This is a genomic window from Photorhabdus hainanensis (assembly GCF_018448965.1).
Classification (GTDB): Bacteria; Pseudomonadota; Gammaproteobacteria; order Enterobacterales; family Enterobacteriaceae; genus Photorhabdus; species Photorhabdus akhurstii.
In genome coordinates this window covers 42,262-57,588 of the sequence record NZ_RCWD01000021.1, presented here as the reverse complement: position 1 = coordinate 57,588, position 15,327 = coordinate 42,262, and the positions used below count along the sequence as shown (strand labels likewise).

Annotated in this window: 17 protein-coding genes; 9 read left to right on the top strand and 8 right to left on the bottom strand. The window is 44.4% G+C overall.

The features are described 5' to 3' along the window. Positions 1 to 59 precede the first annotated feature (59 nt). From EAE92_RS14015 to EAE92_RS13975, 9 genes are all read left to right on the top strand, one after another. Complete coding sequence (locus tag EAE92_RS14015) at positions 60 to 542, top strand: MSMEG_0572/Sll0783 family nitrogen starvation response protein (RefSeq protein ID WP_214068521.1); 483 nt, start codon at positions 60 to 62, stop codon at positions 540 to 542. Between the two features lie 29 nt (positions 543 to 571). After that, positions 572 to 1,579, top strand: a complete 1,008-nt coding sequence (locus tag EAE92_RS14010; protein WP_214068520.1) for a Nit6803 family nitrilase — start codon at positions 572 to 574, stop codon at positions 1,577 to 1,579. Between the two features lie 23 nt (positions 1,580 to 1,602). Then, complete coding sequence (locus EAE92_RS14005) at positions 1,603 to 2,700, top strand: MSMEG_0568 family radical SAM protein (RefSeq protein ID WP_214068519.1); 1,098 nt, start codon at positions 1,603 to 1,605, stop codon at positions 2,698 to 2,700. Positions 2,701 to 2,712: 12 nt separating this feature from the next. Then, positions 2,713 to 3,273: an MSMEG_0567/Sll0786 family nitrogen starvation N-acetyltransferase gene (locus EAE92_RS14000; protein ID WP_214068518.1), complete on the top strand. Its 561-nt coding sequence runs from the start codon at positions 2,713 to 2,715 to the stop codon at positions 3,271 to 3,273. Continuing rightward, positions 3,270 to 4,325, top strand: a complete 1,056-nt coding sequence (locus EAE92_RS13995) for a sll0787 family AIR synthase-like protein (RefSeq protein ID WP_214068517.1) — start codon at positions 3,270 to 3,272, stop codon at positions 4,323 to 4,325. Before EAE92_RS14000 ends, EAE92_RS13995 begins: the two co-directional genes overlap by 4 nt. After that, entirely contained in the window at positions 4,313 to 4,603 is a 291-nt protein-coding gene (locus EAE92_RS13990) for an MSMEG_0570 family nitrogen starvation response protein (protein ID WP_214068516.1), read from the top strand. The genes EAE92_RS13995 and EAE92_RS13990 overlap by 13 nt, the downstream gene beginning before the upstream one ends. A gap of 12 nt (positions 4,604 to 4,615) precedes the next feature. Then, a complete protein-coding gene (locus EAE92_RS13985; protein WP_214068515.1) occupies positions 4,616 to 5,953 on the top strand; it encodes an MSMEG_0569 family flavin-dependent oxidoreductase in 1,338 nt (445 codons plus the stop codon). A 315-nt stretch (positions 5,954 to 6,268) separates the two neighbouring features. Continuing rightward, positions 6,269 to 6,649, top strand: coding sequence for a type II toxin-antitoxin system RelE/ParE family toxin (locus tag EAE92_RS13980; RefSeq protein ID WP_011145550.1), 381 nt, complete (start codon positions 6,269 to 6,271; stop codon positions 6,647 to 6,649). Then, entirely contained in the window at positions 6,630 to 6,968 is a 339-nt protein-coding gene (locus EAE92_RS13975; RefSeq protein ID WP_011145549.1) for a helix-turn-helix domain-containing protein, read from the top strand. The genes EAE92_RS13980 and EAE92_RS13975 overlap by 20 nt, the downstream gene beginning before the upstream one ends. Before the next feature lie 306 nt (positions 6,969 to 7,274). Here EAE92_RS13975 and EAE92_RS13970 read toward each other — a convergent pair whose 3' ends face one another. The 8 genes from EAE92_RS13970 to EAE92_RS13935 all read right to left on the bottom strand — a co-directional run bounded on the left by EAE92_RS13970 (position 7,275) and on the right by EAE92_RS13935 (position 15,327). After that, on the bottom strand, positions 7,275 to 7,847 hold the full coding sequence (locus tag EAE92_RS13970; RefSeq protein ID WP_241509854.1) for an aminotransferase class III-fold pyridoxal phosphate-dependent enzyme: 573 nt from the start codon (positions 7,845 to 7,847) through the stop codon (positions 7,275 to 7,277). 78 nt (positions 7,848 to 7,925) lie between these two features. Next, positions 7,926 to 9,344 carry a condensation domain-containing protein gene (locus EAE92_RS13965; protein ID WP_214068514.1) on the bottom strand — a complete coding sequence of 473 codons (1,419 nt, stop codon included), beginning with the start codon at positions 9,342 to 9,344 and terminating at the stop codon, positions 7,926 to 7,928. Positions 9,345 to 9,363: 19 nt separating this feature from the next. Then, entirely contained in the window at positions 9,364 to 10,137 is a 774-nt protein-coding gene (locus tag EAE92_RS13960; protein ID WP_214068513.1) for a phosphopantetheine-binding protein, read from the bottom strand. Beyond that, a complete protein-coding gene (locus EAE92_RS13955) occupies positions 10,134 to 11,012 on the bottom strand; it encodes an MbtH family NRPS accessory protein (protein ID WP_246545210.1) in 879 nt (292 codons plus the stop codon). The genes EAE92_RS13960 and EAE92_RS13955 overlap by 4 nt, the downstream gene beginning before the upstream one ends. Further along, on the bottom strand, positions 11,005 to 11,775 hold the full coding sequence (locus EAE92_RS13950; RefSeq protein WP_214068512.1) for a thioesterase II family protein: 771 nt from the start codon (positions 11,773 to 11,775) through the stop codon (positions 11,005 to 11,007). The genes EAE92_RS13955 and EAE92_RS13950 overlap by 8 nt, the downstream gene beginning before the upstream one ends. Next, positions 11,772 to 11,951 carry an MbtH family NRPS accessory protein gene (locus EAE92_RS13945; protein WP_036776854.1) on the bottom strand — a complete coding sequence of 60 codons (180 nt, stop codon included), beginning with the start codon at positions 11,949 to 11,951 and terminating at the stop codon, positions 11,772 to 11,774. Before EAE92_RS13945 ends, EAE92_RS13950 begins: the two co-directional genes overlap by 4 nt. Then, positions 11,948 to 13,594 (bottom strand): ATP-binding cassette domain-containing protein, encoded by a 1,647-nt coding sequence (locus EAE92_RS13940; protein WP_214068511.1) that lies wholly within the window; start codon positions 13,592 to 13,594, stop codon positions 11,948 to 11,950. Before EAE92_RS13940 ends, EAE92_RS13945 begins: the two co-directional genes overlap by 4 nt. Next, positions 13,591 to 15,327 carry an ABC transporter ATP-binding protein gene (locus EAE92_RS13935; protein ID WP_246545209.1) on the bottom strand — a complete coding sequence of 579 codons (1,737 nt, stop codon included), beginning with the start codon at positions 15,325 to 15,327 and terminating at the stop codon, positions 13,591 to 13,593. The genes EAE92_RS13940 and EAE92_RS13935 overlap by 4 nt, the downstream gene beginning before the upstream one ends.

Below are 15,327 nucleotides of genomic sequence, written 5' to 3'. Positions count from 1 at the left end.
CAATCAGACTAGACTACATGTTGGTTCATTCCCAAATAACATTGAACTAGGAGGCTGCTATGCCAAACATTGATATCGAACAATATAAAGACGGCGATTTTCTCGTTGATTATGAAGAAAAAGTGTTTGAGGACGTCAAAGCCCTGCCGGGTGAAAAAGCATTGGTGACTTTCCATACCGTTGCATTTGAAGGCTCAATTGGCCTAGTCAATGTGTTACAGGCAAAACGTTTGTTGCGTAAAGGCTTTGAAACCAAAATTTTGCTTTACGGCCCGGGCGTGCAGTTGGGTGTACAACGCGGTTTTCCAACTTTAGGGGCAGAAGCTTTTCCGGGTCATCTGGCCGTCAATAATCAGTTGAAAGCCTTTATGGCAGAAGGCGGCGAAGTCTATGCCTGCCGTTTTGCGTTGCAAGCGTTATATGGGCAAACCGAAAAAGCGCTTATTCCGGGAATTCGGCCAATTAATCCATTGGATGTAATGGATTTAAGACTGCTGATGCGTCGCGATAATGCCTTAATCATTGATACCTGGACTGCCTAAGTAAACATAAACTATAAGGGGATAAGGTTATGAACCGAATCATTAAAGCTGCCGCAGTGCAATGTAGTCCAGTGCTTTATAGTCAAACCGCAACGGTAAAAAAAATCTGTGACATTATTTTAGAGCTTGGAAAACAGGGAGTGCAATTTGCAGTCTTTCCTGAAACCGTCGTGCCTTATTACCCTTATTTCTCCTTTGTACAACCGCCATTTGCTATGGGTAAAGAACATTTAAAGCTGTTGAATGAATCGGTGGTTGTCCCTTCCGAAGCAACTTTAGCGATTGGTCAAGCCTGCCTTGAAGCCAACATGGTGGTGTCGATTGGCATTAATGAACGCGCGGGCAGTACGATTTATAACGCGCAACTGTTATTTAATGCCGACGGTTCAATCATTCAGCATCGCCGCAAAATTACCCCAACTTACCATGAACGAATGGTGTGGGGACAAGGCGACGGCAGTGGTTTACGCGCCATTAATTCTGCGGTGGGACGTATTGGCTCGCTGGCATGTTGGGAACATTACAACCCGTTGGCACGGTTTGCTTTGATGGCTGATGGCGAACAAATTCATGCTGCCATGTTTCCCGGTTCGTTGGTAGGACAAGTCTTTGCCGATCAAATCCGCGCCACCATTCAACACCATGCTTTAGAATCCGGCTGTTTTGTGGTCAATGCCACCGCATGGCTGCATCCCGAACAACAACAGCAAATTATGCAGGATACCGGTTGTGATATCGGTCCAATTTCAGGAGGATGTTTTGCCGCCATCGTTTCTCCCGAAGGCAAACTCCTGGCTGAACCGATCACGCAAGGTGAAGGTTATTGCATTGCCGATCTGGACTTTAACCTGATTGATAAACGCAAACGCATGATGGATTCGATTGGACATTACAGCCGTCCTGAATTGCTCAGCTTATTGATTGATCGTCGTCCAACACATGTATTACATGAACTGAAAATTGAAACATCAACTCAAAGTCATCTCGAAAAGCTCTCAAAATTTAATGAAGAACATGCCGAAACCGTATTGATGTAAACCCGATCGATAGGGGGTTAAAGATGTCTGCAACACAACTATTAACCAATTTGCAATTATTAACCGATTTGCAATGTAATGGTCTGAACTGGGAAGGCGACTTTGGCTTGTCCCGTAAAGGCGGCGCAGGGCCAAGCGATCATAAGGCACTGAGCCTTGACGGACAGACCATGATGATTCCTGTGCTGAACCTTGCGGCACAAGACTCTCCCTACACCGCAAAGCCTGAGCCGCACTCTGACAAGGTGATTGTCTTTAAAAACCGGATTCCTGTAGCGACCTTAACCGCGCCTGCACGACCACGTTTTTATGATTTAAAAACCGCCGAAGGCATTACCTACGAACAAATCGCGACCTTACATAGCCGTGATGTATTGGCGACAACGGTGTTACAGCATTGCATTCGTATGAAGGACAAGGCAACTGCCTGCCAATTTTGCTCGATTGATCAGTCTCTAAAAGAGGGTCGAACCTTGCCCCGTAAACGCCCGGAACAATTGGCTGAGGTAGCGAAAGCCGCCGTTGAGCTGGATGGCGTCAAGCAAATGGTAATCACCACCGGTACGCCAAACACGGGAGATCGTGGCGCCAAAATTTTATATGACTCAGTTAAAGCCATTAAGGCGCAAGTAGATTTGCCGATACAGGTACAGTGCGAACCGCCTGATGATTTTGTCTGGTTTCAACGTCTAAAAGATGCAGGCGCGGTGTCGATCGGCATGCACCTTGAAGCGGTAAGCGAACGTGTACGACAGAAAATTATGCCGGGCAAAGCCGAAGTCTCGTTGGAAAAATATTTTGCGGCATTTGAGGCAGCCGTTGAGGTGTTTGGTCGAGGACAGGTCAGTACCTACATTTTGGCAGGATTGGGCGATACCGAACGGGAAATCGTGGAGATGACCGCCAAACTGACTGAAATTGGGGTATATCCATTTGTGGTACCGTTTGTACCGATTCGAGGCACGCCATTAGAGCATCATCCTAAACCTGATCAAGCTTTTATGCAGTCGCTCTACCCGAAAATTGGCCAGCAACTCAAACAACATGGTTTGAACTCCGAAAATACCCAAGCAGGCTGTGCCAAATGTGGCGCTTGCTCTTCGCTGAAAGCATATGAATAAGGAGAATGTGATATGAAACCTCACTATCCTTGGCTGCTTGAGCAAAATAAAGGGCTGAAACAATTTGTTAGCGATGACATTGCTATCAAAATTGTGTCGGAAGATTGGGAGCGTCGCCAATATTATCGCTTGCGTGAAATGACCTTTCGCGATGAACAGAAAATCTTGCAAGAAGATCGTGACGAATACGACGTTAAAGCATTAGGCATTGTTGCCATTGAGAAAATGTTTGGTGAGCATGACCGAGTGATTGGCGCGGTACGGATTTTCCCTGATGGTGAACAGACGTGGTATGGCGGGCGTTTATGCGTAGAACCTTTATATCGACGTCGCCATATTATTGGCAAAGCGTTAATTAATACCGCAGTATCGACCGCCAAAAACCTGGGATGCCGTACTTTTTTAGCCACCGTGCAAAGTCAAAATGAACACTATTTTCAAAGGTTGTGTTGGGATAGTTTGCGTCAGTTGACCGTTGCCAACATTCCACATGTGCTGATGCAGGCACAGATTGAAAACTATCCGTTACCGCATGTCCCGATGCAAACCTATATGCAGAAGGAGACGCAATGATGGAACTCAATCAATTACTCGAAATGTTAAAACATACGCCTGCTATGCAGTCCAAACAGGCGATTGCTCACCATGTTTCAATTAACACAACTTGCCATGTGGATTCATTGGATAGCTTATATACCTATCCCGGAGATGACACGGCGGCAGTGCCGCTAAACGATCAATATGTATTGCACGCCTGTGAAGGCATGTTACCCAGTTTTGTGACCAATCATCCTTATTTTGCGGGATGGTCAGCGGTCATGGCGAATATTAGTGATATTGCCGCAATGGGTGGTCGGGCATTATCAGTGGTGAATAGCTTTTGGCATACCAGTAGCGAAAGTGCCCAGTTGTTAATGCAAGGTATACAGGATGCTTGTAACGCTTATGGTGTGCTATTGGTCGGTGGGCATACCAATCTTGGCGCAGTTTATCAGCCCACTTTATCAGTTGCGATTCAAGGCATAGCGCGAAAACTACTCTCGGTGTTGCATGTCAAACCACAACAAAAAATTCTGATCGCTTTAAATCTAAAAGGGCGATTCCACCCCAATACCACTTATTGGAAATGCTTTGAGCGTGTGCCTGACCGCATTTTACAGTCACAAATTGCCTTGTTGCCGCAATTGGCGGAGACAAATCTGGCTCACGCCGCCCGTGATATTAGCAATGCCGGTATTCTAGGCAGTTTGTTGATGCTACTCGAAGCGACAGCATCGGGGGCGCAGATCAACTTAGATGCCATTCCTAAACCTGATGATGTGGACTGGTTTAAATGGCTACAAATCTTCCCCAGTTTTGGTTTTTTACTGACTGCCGATGCAAATGAATGTGAAGCAATAATCGAACTGTTTCACCGTCAGGGCATTGCCTGCGCGGTGATTGGTGAAACCAATGCCTGTGGTGTAGTTGGCGTACAACAACAAAAGCGACACGGCATATTTTGGGATTTTAACCGCCAAATATTCACCGGTTTTTGTTATGCCGATGCCTTAAAAAAGTTACAGGCTCAATCCGTACAGATTAAACCTAAAAATCAGCAGGAGTCGATGTTATGCCCAGTGTGAATTTTACTGTGAAATGGCCTAATGGGGAGCTGATTCAATATTACTCACCCTCAACGGTGATTTATGAATATTTGTCCATTGGTCAACGTTACCCAAGCACGGAGTTCTTACATCAAGTTGAAAATGGTCTGCATGCCGCATCGGAAAGGGTACGGGCGCGTTATGGCTTTTTCTGTAGCTCGGCCGTGGACAATCTGGCGATTATCAAACGCCAGGCCAAATTCTTCGGGCTAAGTCCAGAAGATCAAATTGAAGTTATTGAAATGAAGAATCAATGAGAGGGATATCCCATGTTAAGTATCCAAAATCAAATGTTACAGCCAAATTACGATGTGGTCATTGTTGGTGGTGGTCAGGCAGGTTTATGTATCAGTCACTATTTGCAAAAAGCAGGCATTAACCATGTAGTATTGGAAAAAGAATCCGAGTTGACCCATAGCTGGCGCCATAAACGTTGGGATAATTTCACTTTGGTGACACCGAACTGGCAATGTTTATTGCCTGAACATCCTTATCAAGGGAAAGATCCTGACGGCTTTATGAAAAAGCCTGAAATTGTGGCATATCTTGACGAATTTATTGAAAAGACTAATCCTCCTGCCATTTTAAATACTCAGGTAGAACATGTGAAAAAAGTGGCGGCACATGAATTTGTCATTAAAACCAATCACGGTATAACCACAGCCAAACAGCTTGTCATTGCAGCCGGTGGATATCACACCCCGATTTATCCAAAATTAAGCGATGCCTTGCCTAAACATGTGAAAGTGATGCATTCGGAAGAATATTTAAATGCAGACCAACTGCCAGAAGGTGCTGTATTGGTCGTTGGGTCAGGACAATCCGGTGCACAGATTGCCGAAGATTTACATTTGGCAGGCAAAAAAGTCTATTTATCGACCGGCAATGCACCACGTTGCGCTCGCTTCTATCGCGGTAAAGATGTGGTGAAATGGTTGTTTGATATGGGATATTACGAAACTACCGTCGAAAATCATCGCTATAGTGAAGAAGTGCGTAACAGCACCAACCACTATGTCACAGGGCGTGACGGCGGACGTGACATTGACCTGCGTAAATTTGCCTTAGAAGGTATGCAACTGTTCGGACATTTTAATGACTTTAAAGATGGTCAATTCTGGTTTAGACCAGATTTATCGGAAAACCTGGACCTTGCCGATACCACTTATAATCGCATTAATGCCTCAATTGATGAATATTTAGAGAAAAACAATATTGCAACCGACGAACCAGCGTCGGTATATCAACCTGTTTGGCAGCCTGAACAGGAAATCACACACATTGACTTAGTAAAAGAAAATATCACGTCAGTGATTTGGTGTATTGGTTTTAAACCAGATTATTCATGGATTGATTTAGATATTTTTCAAGCCAATGGTTATCCAAAACATAACCGTGGTATTACCATCGATCCAGATGTCACATTTATTGGTTTGCCGTGGTTATATACATGGGGTTCTGGGCGTTTTCTCGGGATCGATCAGGATGCCGCCTATGTGGTACAGCATATTGGGCAACAAATAAGTCAGCAAAATATACATATGCCACCTACTCTAATTAAAGGTGCTAAATCTAAAATCAAAGATAAAAGAATATCTCAAATGTGAAATTCCTAACTTCACCTGACAGAATATTTTTAAACGCTTATTTTTTTAATAAGAGTCTGGTTGCAAAAACGGGGGTGACCATAGATTTTTACGGAGAGCATAAAAAACCTTGGGGCATTTATGTGGTAAAGCAGCTAAAGAAGCCACTTTAACGTATAAGTATTGGGCCGATAATGGGTAATAGTCCGGTTGAATTGCCCACTTTACCGCTAAATAACTCAAGTGCCCCAGACTTTTTTATGCTCTCCCCTAGTTGCTGAGTATACCATTTCTGGTATACTGAATTCACACAATACCAGAAAAGGTATAAACAGGATGGAGCAACAAAGTGAAAAGCTGCTAGTGTGGATAGGCAGCAGCAAGAAGGACTTGCTGAACTTGCCGAAGGACGTGCAGCGCTTCTTTGGCTTTGCCCTAGACTTCGCGCAGCGTGGCGAAAAGCATGATGCTGTGAAGGTGATGAAAGGGTTTGGTGGTGCCGGCGTTCTGGAAGTGTTGGAGGACGACATAGGTGGTACCTACCGAGCGGTGTATACGGTGAAATTTGACGAAGCGGTCTTTGTGCTACATGCCTTTCAGAAGAAGAGTAAGCACGGCATAGCGACGCCGAAAGAAGATATGGACATCATCCGTAATCGACTGAAAGTGGCCGCTGTGATGGCCCAGGAGATGAAAAATGAAAGAGAAAACCATTAATGGCGTAGCGGTTGAAATCAGCTCCGGCAACGTGTTTGCCGATCTGGGTTTCCGTGATGCCGAAAAGCACAAAATTAAATCCGGCTTGGCCTTTGAGATCATCAAATCTATCAAGCGTCTGGGGCTGACACAAACTACTGCTGGCGAACGTATTGGGATCAGCCAGGCAAAAGTATCCCACCTGTTCCGGGGCGATTTTTCCAACCTGTCAGAACGTAAGATGATGGAGTGTCTGAATCGGCTGGGGTGTGACATCGAGATCACTGTCAAGCCGACTACTGCCCAAACCGGGCATTTAATTTTGGCACATAGCGGGTAAGGTAAATTTGCCCATCTCTGATTAGCGGTGGGTAAAGACCAAACACATTGAAAGTTATAGAGAGCATAAAAAACCTTGGGGCATTTATGTGGTAAAGCAGCTAAAGAAGCCACTTTAACGTATAAGTATTCATGGGCCGATAATGTGTAATAGTCCGGTTGAATTGCCCACTTTACCGCTAAATAACTCAAGTGCCCCAGACTTTTTTATGCTCTCATTTTTACGCTCTCCTGTGGAAGAACCCCCAAATTTGACGATCAATTTAATCGAGTATCTAAAATATCTATTACTTTAGCTAAGACTTCATCAACGCTCCACATAAGCATCCATCACAGGCTGACGATGATCCTTATTACCTGTCAAACTTAATGAGGTTCCTGTCATACCGTGAAAACCATTGGTAAAAGCAACGACTCGACAGCGTTGGGTTACTTTACGTGCAAGCTTAATCGCCGATTCAACAACACTGGTACCAGTCGGTGAAGTAAACTGTAGTTTATAGGTCAACCCTCTGGGTACCAGAATGTTTTCTTGAAAAGCGGTGATAAAATCTTTTTTCGCTTTAGTGTGCAAATCCAATGCACCTTGAATACCATCTTCATTGATGTACTGAAATATAGCCTGTTTTAGTGCGTGATGATTATGCCCATAATTCAACGCCCCTGCACAACTGAGAAAATCAAGATATGGCGAGCCATTTTGGTCATATAAATAGGAACCGGAGGCTCTATGGAATACTTTATGAAAATTTCGGCAATAGGAACGTACTTCTGATTCATACTGCTCAAGAATCTGATAATCATCCTGTTGTGTTATTAATTCTTCCGTCTGTTTAAGTTCTCCTCTAAACGTTTTCTGAATGAGGCTAATGTAAGTCACTCGTAGATTAGACTTCTGCGTTTACAGCAACTAAAAACTGTGGAATCAAGTACCAAAAAATTAACTATCCAACGATAATTAAATAATCTGCCCGGATAAAAAAGCCATGTCTTCTATCTTTTCACTAAGCCGTTCGGCCAACGCTAAAGCGAATCCCGTGCCATAGCGTCTTTCATCTGCTGTCACATTTATTAAAATACCTTCTCCTTTCAAATCATTTATCAACTCAACCCTAATCGGTAAGCTGGTATGGTCACGCACATCTTCATTAGTATTCACCAACCCTCGTCCTAATAACTCATTGCGAGAATGAAAATGAACGTAGCTAAACGTAGCCTCGAAGGGTGGCCCTCCTAACAGAGTTTGTATTTCTGAATATGGAAAACGTCTAAAAGGCAATATTTCTTTTTCAGCATCGAAAGCCTGTCTTGCCAGCATCTGCCAGTTATTGGCAAAGTCAAGATTCAACTTTATCGGAATATGATTAAGGAACAGTCCAAGAGTCAAATCCGCGCCTTCCCTCTCAGGCCTACCGTTAACAGGCATCCCTGCAACAAAGTCAATATCTTGTAACTGATGAGCTGTTGTCAGATAGAAACCAGCAAAAAACATACTTTTTAACGGAATGCCCCAATCTGATACATTTTTTAACAATTGCTCCACTGTTCTTTCCGGCAAGACCAGTACTGCTTTCCTATAATCAGTATCTTGATATCTATCCGTTTTTTCTTTAGCTGAATATTGACTAAAAAACTGTTTCGCCTTGTCGTTACCGAGCGCTTCTCGCTCAAGTCTGACAAACTCTGACAATGGTGCCGGTTGCTCCAATAAAACAGACTCGCCAACTAAATTGGCTTGATACAATCTCAAAAGCTCAAGGATAAAAACAGACTCACTCCAACCATCAAGGATCGCATGATGAAAGGCATAAGCTAACCGAAATTGTCCTTCATTCAATGCCGCCGCATGTACCCTCATTAAAGGAGCCTCTTCAGGATCAAATGGTTGGCTTAACTCAACCATTACTTTTTCGTGACGTGCAGCCAACTGTTCATCATCAAGATTTGTGTAGTTTTCCACTATAAGTGGCAATGATGGTAGTGATTCAACCAATTGCATCACTTCACTAAAAGAGGCCAAATCAAATTTTGTTCTGAGAACCGGGTGCCTTTTGGCGATTGACTGAAGCGTGTCGTGAAATATTTTTTCATCCAGTGGCAAGTTGACATCCCGAGCAATAACATCAAGGTAGATTGCTTTACCACTGTATAATCCCTCAAACAGCATCCCTAGCTGCAATCTCGTCGCCGGATAAGCAGTTTCGATATTAACAGGCAACCTTTGCTTATCCGTTTCATTTATCAATGAGTTCTCATTCTGCTGACTGATAGCTTCTTCTGTTTGTGCCAAGCTGCGGCAAACCCCACACAATGTCGGATTGCGAAATAACGTACCCAGCTCAATCATCAAGCCCTGTTTCTCGGCCTCTGCAATCACCTGGATCGCCAGAATCGAATCACCCCCTAGGGAAAAAAAAATCGGCTTCAGGCACTGCGTCGAACGGGCCCAATACTTGTTGCCAAATCTTTGCGAGCAGTGCTTCATCTTCCGTCAATCCATTATCTGTTTGTTCTGGGAGCACCAAATCTTTACACATTTCCCTAAGTGTCGAGGTACGAAATAAGGTAGAGAGTGTCAGATTGAGTCCTTGTTTTTCGGCTTCCGCGATAACCTGAATAGCCAATAACGAATCGCCTCCCAACGCAAAAAAATCAGCATCAGGCACAGCGTCAAATGGCCCTAAAATTTGTTGCCAGATCTCTGCCACCATCGCTTCTGTCATGGAGAGTTCACCAGATACCACCTCTTCTAATCTCTCAGCCTCTTTCCAACCCATCAAAAATCGACGATCCACTTTACCACTGCTTGTTAAAGGTAGCTGTTCATGCTGGATAAACTGACTAGGCCACATATAGCTGGGTAACAACGTTTGAACACGAGTGATGATAGCTTGCTCAACATCAGTGCTTTTATGAGTTGTATGATCAGTGTGAGTTGTATAATGGGCGACCAGTTGTTCAACATGGCGATCACGGTAAACCCGCATAGTTAACTCATGGGTGCTGACAACCCAAAATCCTGATTGACCATTGACCGATGGATGCCAAGCGACAGGTGACTCATTACGTAATTGTCGCCAGATGTTATCTATATCAGGACGTAAATGAGTCAGGGGGTCAGTGAGATTTATGTTATCCGGCACTTTAGCTACATTTGAAATAAGACTCATATCGCCCCCAATTCATGCGCATTAAGAATTTGAACTTCTTCACTGTCCATAAATCGAACATGAAAACGCAAGCACTGCCCCATACGCTGATAAATATCCAGAAATGCCTTATGGTTATCCACTTTGCCCAACACCATGTTAATTTCATTGGTTTGTGAGCCACCCGGCAAGCTGCCACCACCATAGGATGGTTTTAACACTGCGGGAAGACAAACCTGTTCAACAGCTTGCTCCCAATCTGACACAGTGTTAATGAGGTAGAATCTTATCGACTCAATGCCAGCCTCTTGTAAAGCCACTCGCTGCTTATTTTTGTCAGTAAGTCGATATACCGTTTCGAGATCGTGAAAAGGCAAATTCAAGTGTTTTGCCAGCGTAGCTGTAAGACGTAAAGCACGCTCACTAAATGTCACAATCCCAGCAGGATTAAGGAGAGCGAGTTCTGATACCGCCCTTTCAATATCAGAACCATCAACTACGTGACCAAATCGTGAGAAGTAGGATATGCGCTCTCTTGTGTGTTCGTTTGAATTGATAACAAGTACAAGTGGTGCAACCCCATTCAATTCAGTGACAATATCTTTGGGAAGGGCTGCGCCTTCATCATAAATCACTATCAGGGGTTGATTATCAAAGGATTGTGGGACATTACGCAGAGAAGCCGGGCGCATATCGGTCCAAACTTCTTCAATCCATTTTTTACATGCTTCTTGCGTCCCACTAAAACCGATCGCTCGCCATCCGGTAGCGAGAGGCCATTCAGAATGAACACAGGCATATTGCTCTTCATCATTTATTACAACCAAATATTCATCCGTCAAACCTTCAAAACTGGATGAATACTTCATTTGTGTTTGGGTATTTTCATCACTCATTAGCGCAGACTTCCTTTTTTAAGCAAGTTTGACGGATACACAAATAAATGTCGTAAAGCTGATCTCGATAATAGAAGTGATCTCTAGGGAACATGACTAATTGGCAAGAATCATGTGTCAGCGATTGCCACTCTTGTAAATGATATGGACTCACCCACGGGTCACGATCACCGCCAATGGCTAAAATAGGGCAATGTACCTTGCCACTGGCTTGTTTGTGCTCAGCCACCAACAAATAATCAGCACGCAATACAGGCAACATGAGATCAAGCACATCCTCATGAAGCAGTTTCTTATCTTCATTTCCTATATTGGTTTTTAGCTCTTCAATCCAAGCTTCCCGGCTCATGCGGAGTATCTCTTCTGGCACCATGCCATTCAAATGTGGTGGACGTGCTGCTGATAAGACCAAATATTCAACGGTTCGGTTAGCTTGTTCTAAAAGTAATGCCAATTCATGACATAACAATGCTCCCATACTATGACCAATAAGAAGAAGAGGACCCTGTGTATGCAGCAATACATCTTTTGCCGCTGTAGCCGCTAAATCTCTTATACATAAAGGGAGTGGTTCAATACTTCGAGAACCTCGTCCCGGATACTGAAGCACCAGTACCCGATAACTATCTGCCAGTAGTTGCTGAACCCAGTCGGTCATAGAATAAGCACTACCGCCGCCAAAAGGCGCAATCACAACAGTCATTGTCGTTTGCTCTTGATCGCAGTAATTCCATAACCCTGGCGTCAGTTGAACACGTTTCATTCCAACGTCTCTCCGGAAACTTTCAATTTGGGATCACTCCAATATGTAGCTATCCAATCCAGGCATTCTTGTTCTGATCCCGAAAAACCCACATTTTGCCACCCTACCGGTAATGTCCGACCTTCTGGCCAAATGGAGTGCTTATCCTCTTTGTTACATACCACCCTGTAATTCATGATGTTTCGTTCCGCCGTTTGATAGTCACCACTTGATCCGCCTGAGCAAGCAGGTCAATATTTTGCGAGGCTACAATCCAAATCCCCGGCCACTTTTTAGGTAGTGCTGACCATATGGCTCTGGCTGTATCAGTATCCAGAGATGAATCGCAATCATCGACGACATAAACTTCGGCTGAATGACATAGCATACGGGCCAATGCCAAACGTTGGCGCTGGCCTCCTGATAACTGTTTGACACTACCGGAACCCAGCACAGTATCAAGCCCTTCAGGAAGATCAGATGAACCCGGTTTCAGATATACTGCCGTTAACGCCCACTCCATAGTTTCATCACTGATAGCGTCGTTACCCAGTGCCAAGTTATCTCGAACAGTACCGCCAATAAAGCCAGCACCCTGACGGGCATAAGTAACTTTAGGGCTTTGCCACCAATCAACGTCTCCACAAACTTCTTTGTTATTCCAAAGCACACTTCCTGATAAGTGTCGTTCCAGCGCTAGCAGACCGCGAAGCATACGACTTTTACCGGAACCCACTTCTCCATTAACGACAATGAGTTGATTGGGTGTAGCTGCAAACGAAATAGGTTGCGTATCGCTATTGCAACAAAGCCCCCTCACCGTCAGTGATTTCAGTATGTCATCAGCAATAGGGGCTTCGCTGACAGGCTGCTCTGTCTGTAACAGTGGCTGAATTCGCTCGTAGCAGACATCGGCATTTTTATAGTTAGCCAATGCGCGACCAAAAAAGAAGATCTGCTCACTGACCCAACCGATATAAGTCAAAAACAGAGCCAATTTACCAATAGTGAAATCACCACTGACAATTCGGGTACTGACAATAATCAAGACAATAGAGGTACCTAGCATCACGATGTTACGAAATAGCCCCGACAGCAGATCAGTGAACATTTGATGCTTTGCCTGCACCGCCCGACGACGTTCAAAACTTGCCGAAAGTCGCTCAATATGCAGATCCAACTTTCCACCAAGGCGAAGGTCACGGATTCCTGCCAATATGTCGGTGATACGACCCGCAATTTGGCCTTGATATTGACGTTTCTCTCCCTGTAATGCTCCGACCTTATGTTTGAGAGCTATACCCAGCCACAAACCACCAACCATCGGTAAAAGCGCCAATGTCGTCACAATGTCAGTACTCAGCAACACGACAAGTGCTATCAACAATAGTACCGCCCGGTAGAAGAAATCTGCTGTCCAGCCGAGAAAAGAGGCTACTTCATCACTGTCATTACGAATACGGTTGAGCATATCCCCTTGAGAAAGACGCAGATCCGCGCCAGAGTGACTGCAATTTATTCCCTCCAGAATGCGTTGTTTAAGATATGCGCTGACCTTAAAAATAAGGGTAAAATCAATCTGTAAGCCAAAAATCAGTATCACTGAGCGTAATACCATCGAGCCTACCGCCAATACCAATAGCCACCAAACCGCTGAACCTGCGGGATCGACAACAGCACTATCAAGAAGCCGGCTGATGGCAAAACCAACGACCAAAGGTAAGCCGTGGATCAGCGTCCATATAACCATGCTGATGGAGTAAAGAAAGGAAAATCTGCGCACTAAACTCAGTAAAGAAGGCAACATTTTTGATGGGAAAAAGTGGGTTAACCCCGTCATGATATAAGTTCCCTATGTTTTGTTAACGTTTTGATCCCTGCGCCATGAAGGAGTTCCTCGACACGGCCTTCATTCATGATAATGATTTGGTCAGCAGTGGATAATGTATGCAGGCGATGGGCAACGATGATCACGGTACGATTAGCGCTAATTTTTTCCAGTAATCTCATCCAACTCTGCTCAGTGCGAGGATCTAATAGCGAGGTGCCTTCATCAATAATGATTAATTGTGCGTCTTGAAGCATGGTTCTTACCCCGGCGATCATTTGGACTTCTCCTTCCGACAATGAACGTCCCCCGATACCCACCAAAGTATCCAGCCCCTCTGGTAATGTCCTCGCCCATTTATGGATCTCTAACTCTTCGAGCGCGCACCAAATTGCATCATCTGAAATGCTGTTATCGAACAGAGTTAAGTTTTCGCGTAGTGTTGCTGAAAAGAGATACGCTTTTTGGCTTAACACTGCCACACGATTGGAGAATTCATCAGGATGAATGGAAGTGACCTCAACACCAGCAAGGGTAACCCGTCCGCTATCAGGCTGAGCCAACCCACACATGAGATTGAGTAATGTGCTTTTACCTGCCCCCGTGCGCCCAACAATGCCTACTTTGCTTCCAGCGTCCACACTGAAGCTAACGTTATGTAAGACTTGCTTACCCTGACCTTCATAGCCAAAGTCAACCTGATCAAATTGAACTGACAAGGGGCCTTCTGGTAGCTGATTTTCTACACTGTTGTGATTGACTTTCTCCTCATCTCGTAACATCTTGACTACCAGTGATAAGGTCGCCATCAATCGTTGTACCTGATCTACTTCCGAAGACATGTCTTCCATTGGCTCTCTGAGTCGGTCAACATAAAGATAAATCATGGTTAACGTACCAATACTGATACTGTTATGACCGAGTAATTGCAGCCCAAATCCAAAACCCAGACCAAAACTCAAGGCAAAAAATAGCTGGGTAATCGGCCAAAATATGCGTCCGCTGACATAGGCTTTACGTTCTATTTTTAATAAGCCAGAAAGCATCTTCTGTAGTTGCAAAGCAGGCCAACGGCTCCTTCCCAATGAATGCAAATCATCTTTCGCGGCAAGAGTATCGCCGATAAAACCAAATATGTGGGCTCTCTCTTCACGGGCTTTTTTCCATCGCACTACTGCAAGGTTAGTAAGTTTCACCAGAACATAAGCCACAACGAGAACCAACACGGTAATTGCGATACCGACTTCTGGGATAATAGAAAACAAAATCACCAAAGTACCTAATGCTAATGCGATATTTCCTATAATCCGGAATCCAGATTCCGCAATAGTTTTTCCAATGATGTCCGCATTCCCCTCAATCTTTTCAAGGAGCTTACCCTGAGCTTCACTTTCAATTTGCAGGATAGACCGATTGTGCACAACATGATGAAATAGCTGACGCCTAAGTGCATCGGCAATACCCCAACCTGCACTGGTACTGCAATAACTGGTAACCAGACCAGCGATAACACCGCCAAAAGAGATGATTGCGTATCCCAAAGCCAAGAGGACCAGTTCATAAACGAAAGTACCTGCGGTAGCTTTATCGATGTAATGACGGATCACAAATGGCCCCACTAAATCGCAAACAAGTGTGGCAATTAATGCCAGGAAAGTGCCAATAATGGCTTTTTTCATTGTCCGGGCGCTCTGCCAAAGCAACTTAAAACCTGTTAATGGGTTAGGAAAGTTCATACCTTGCAT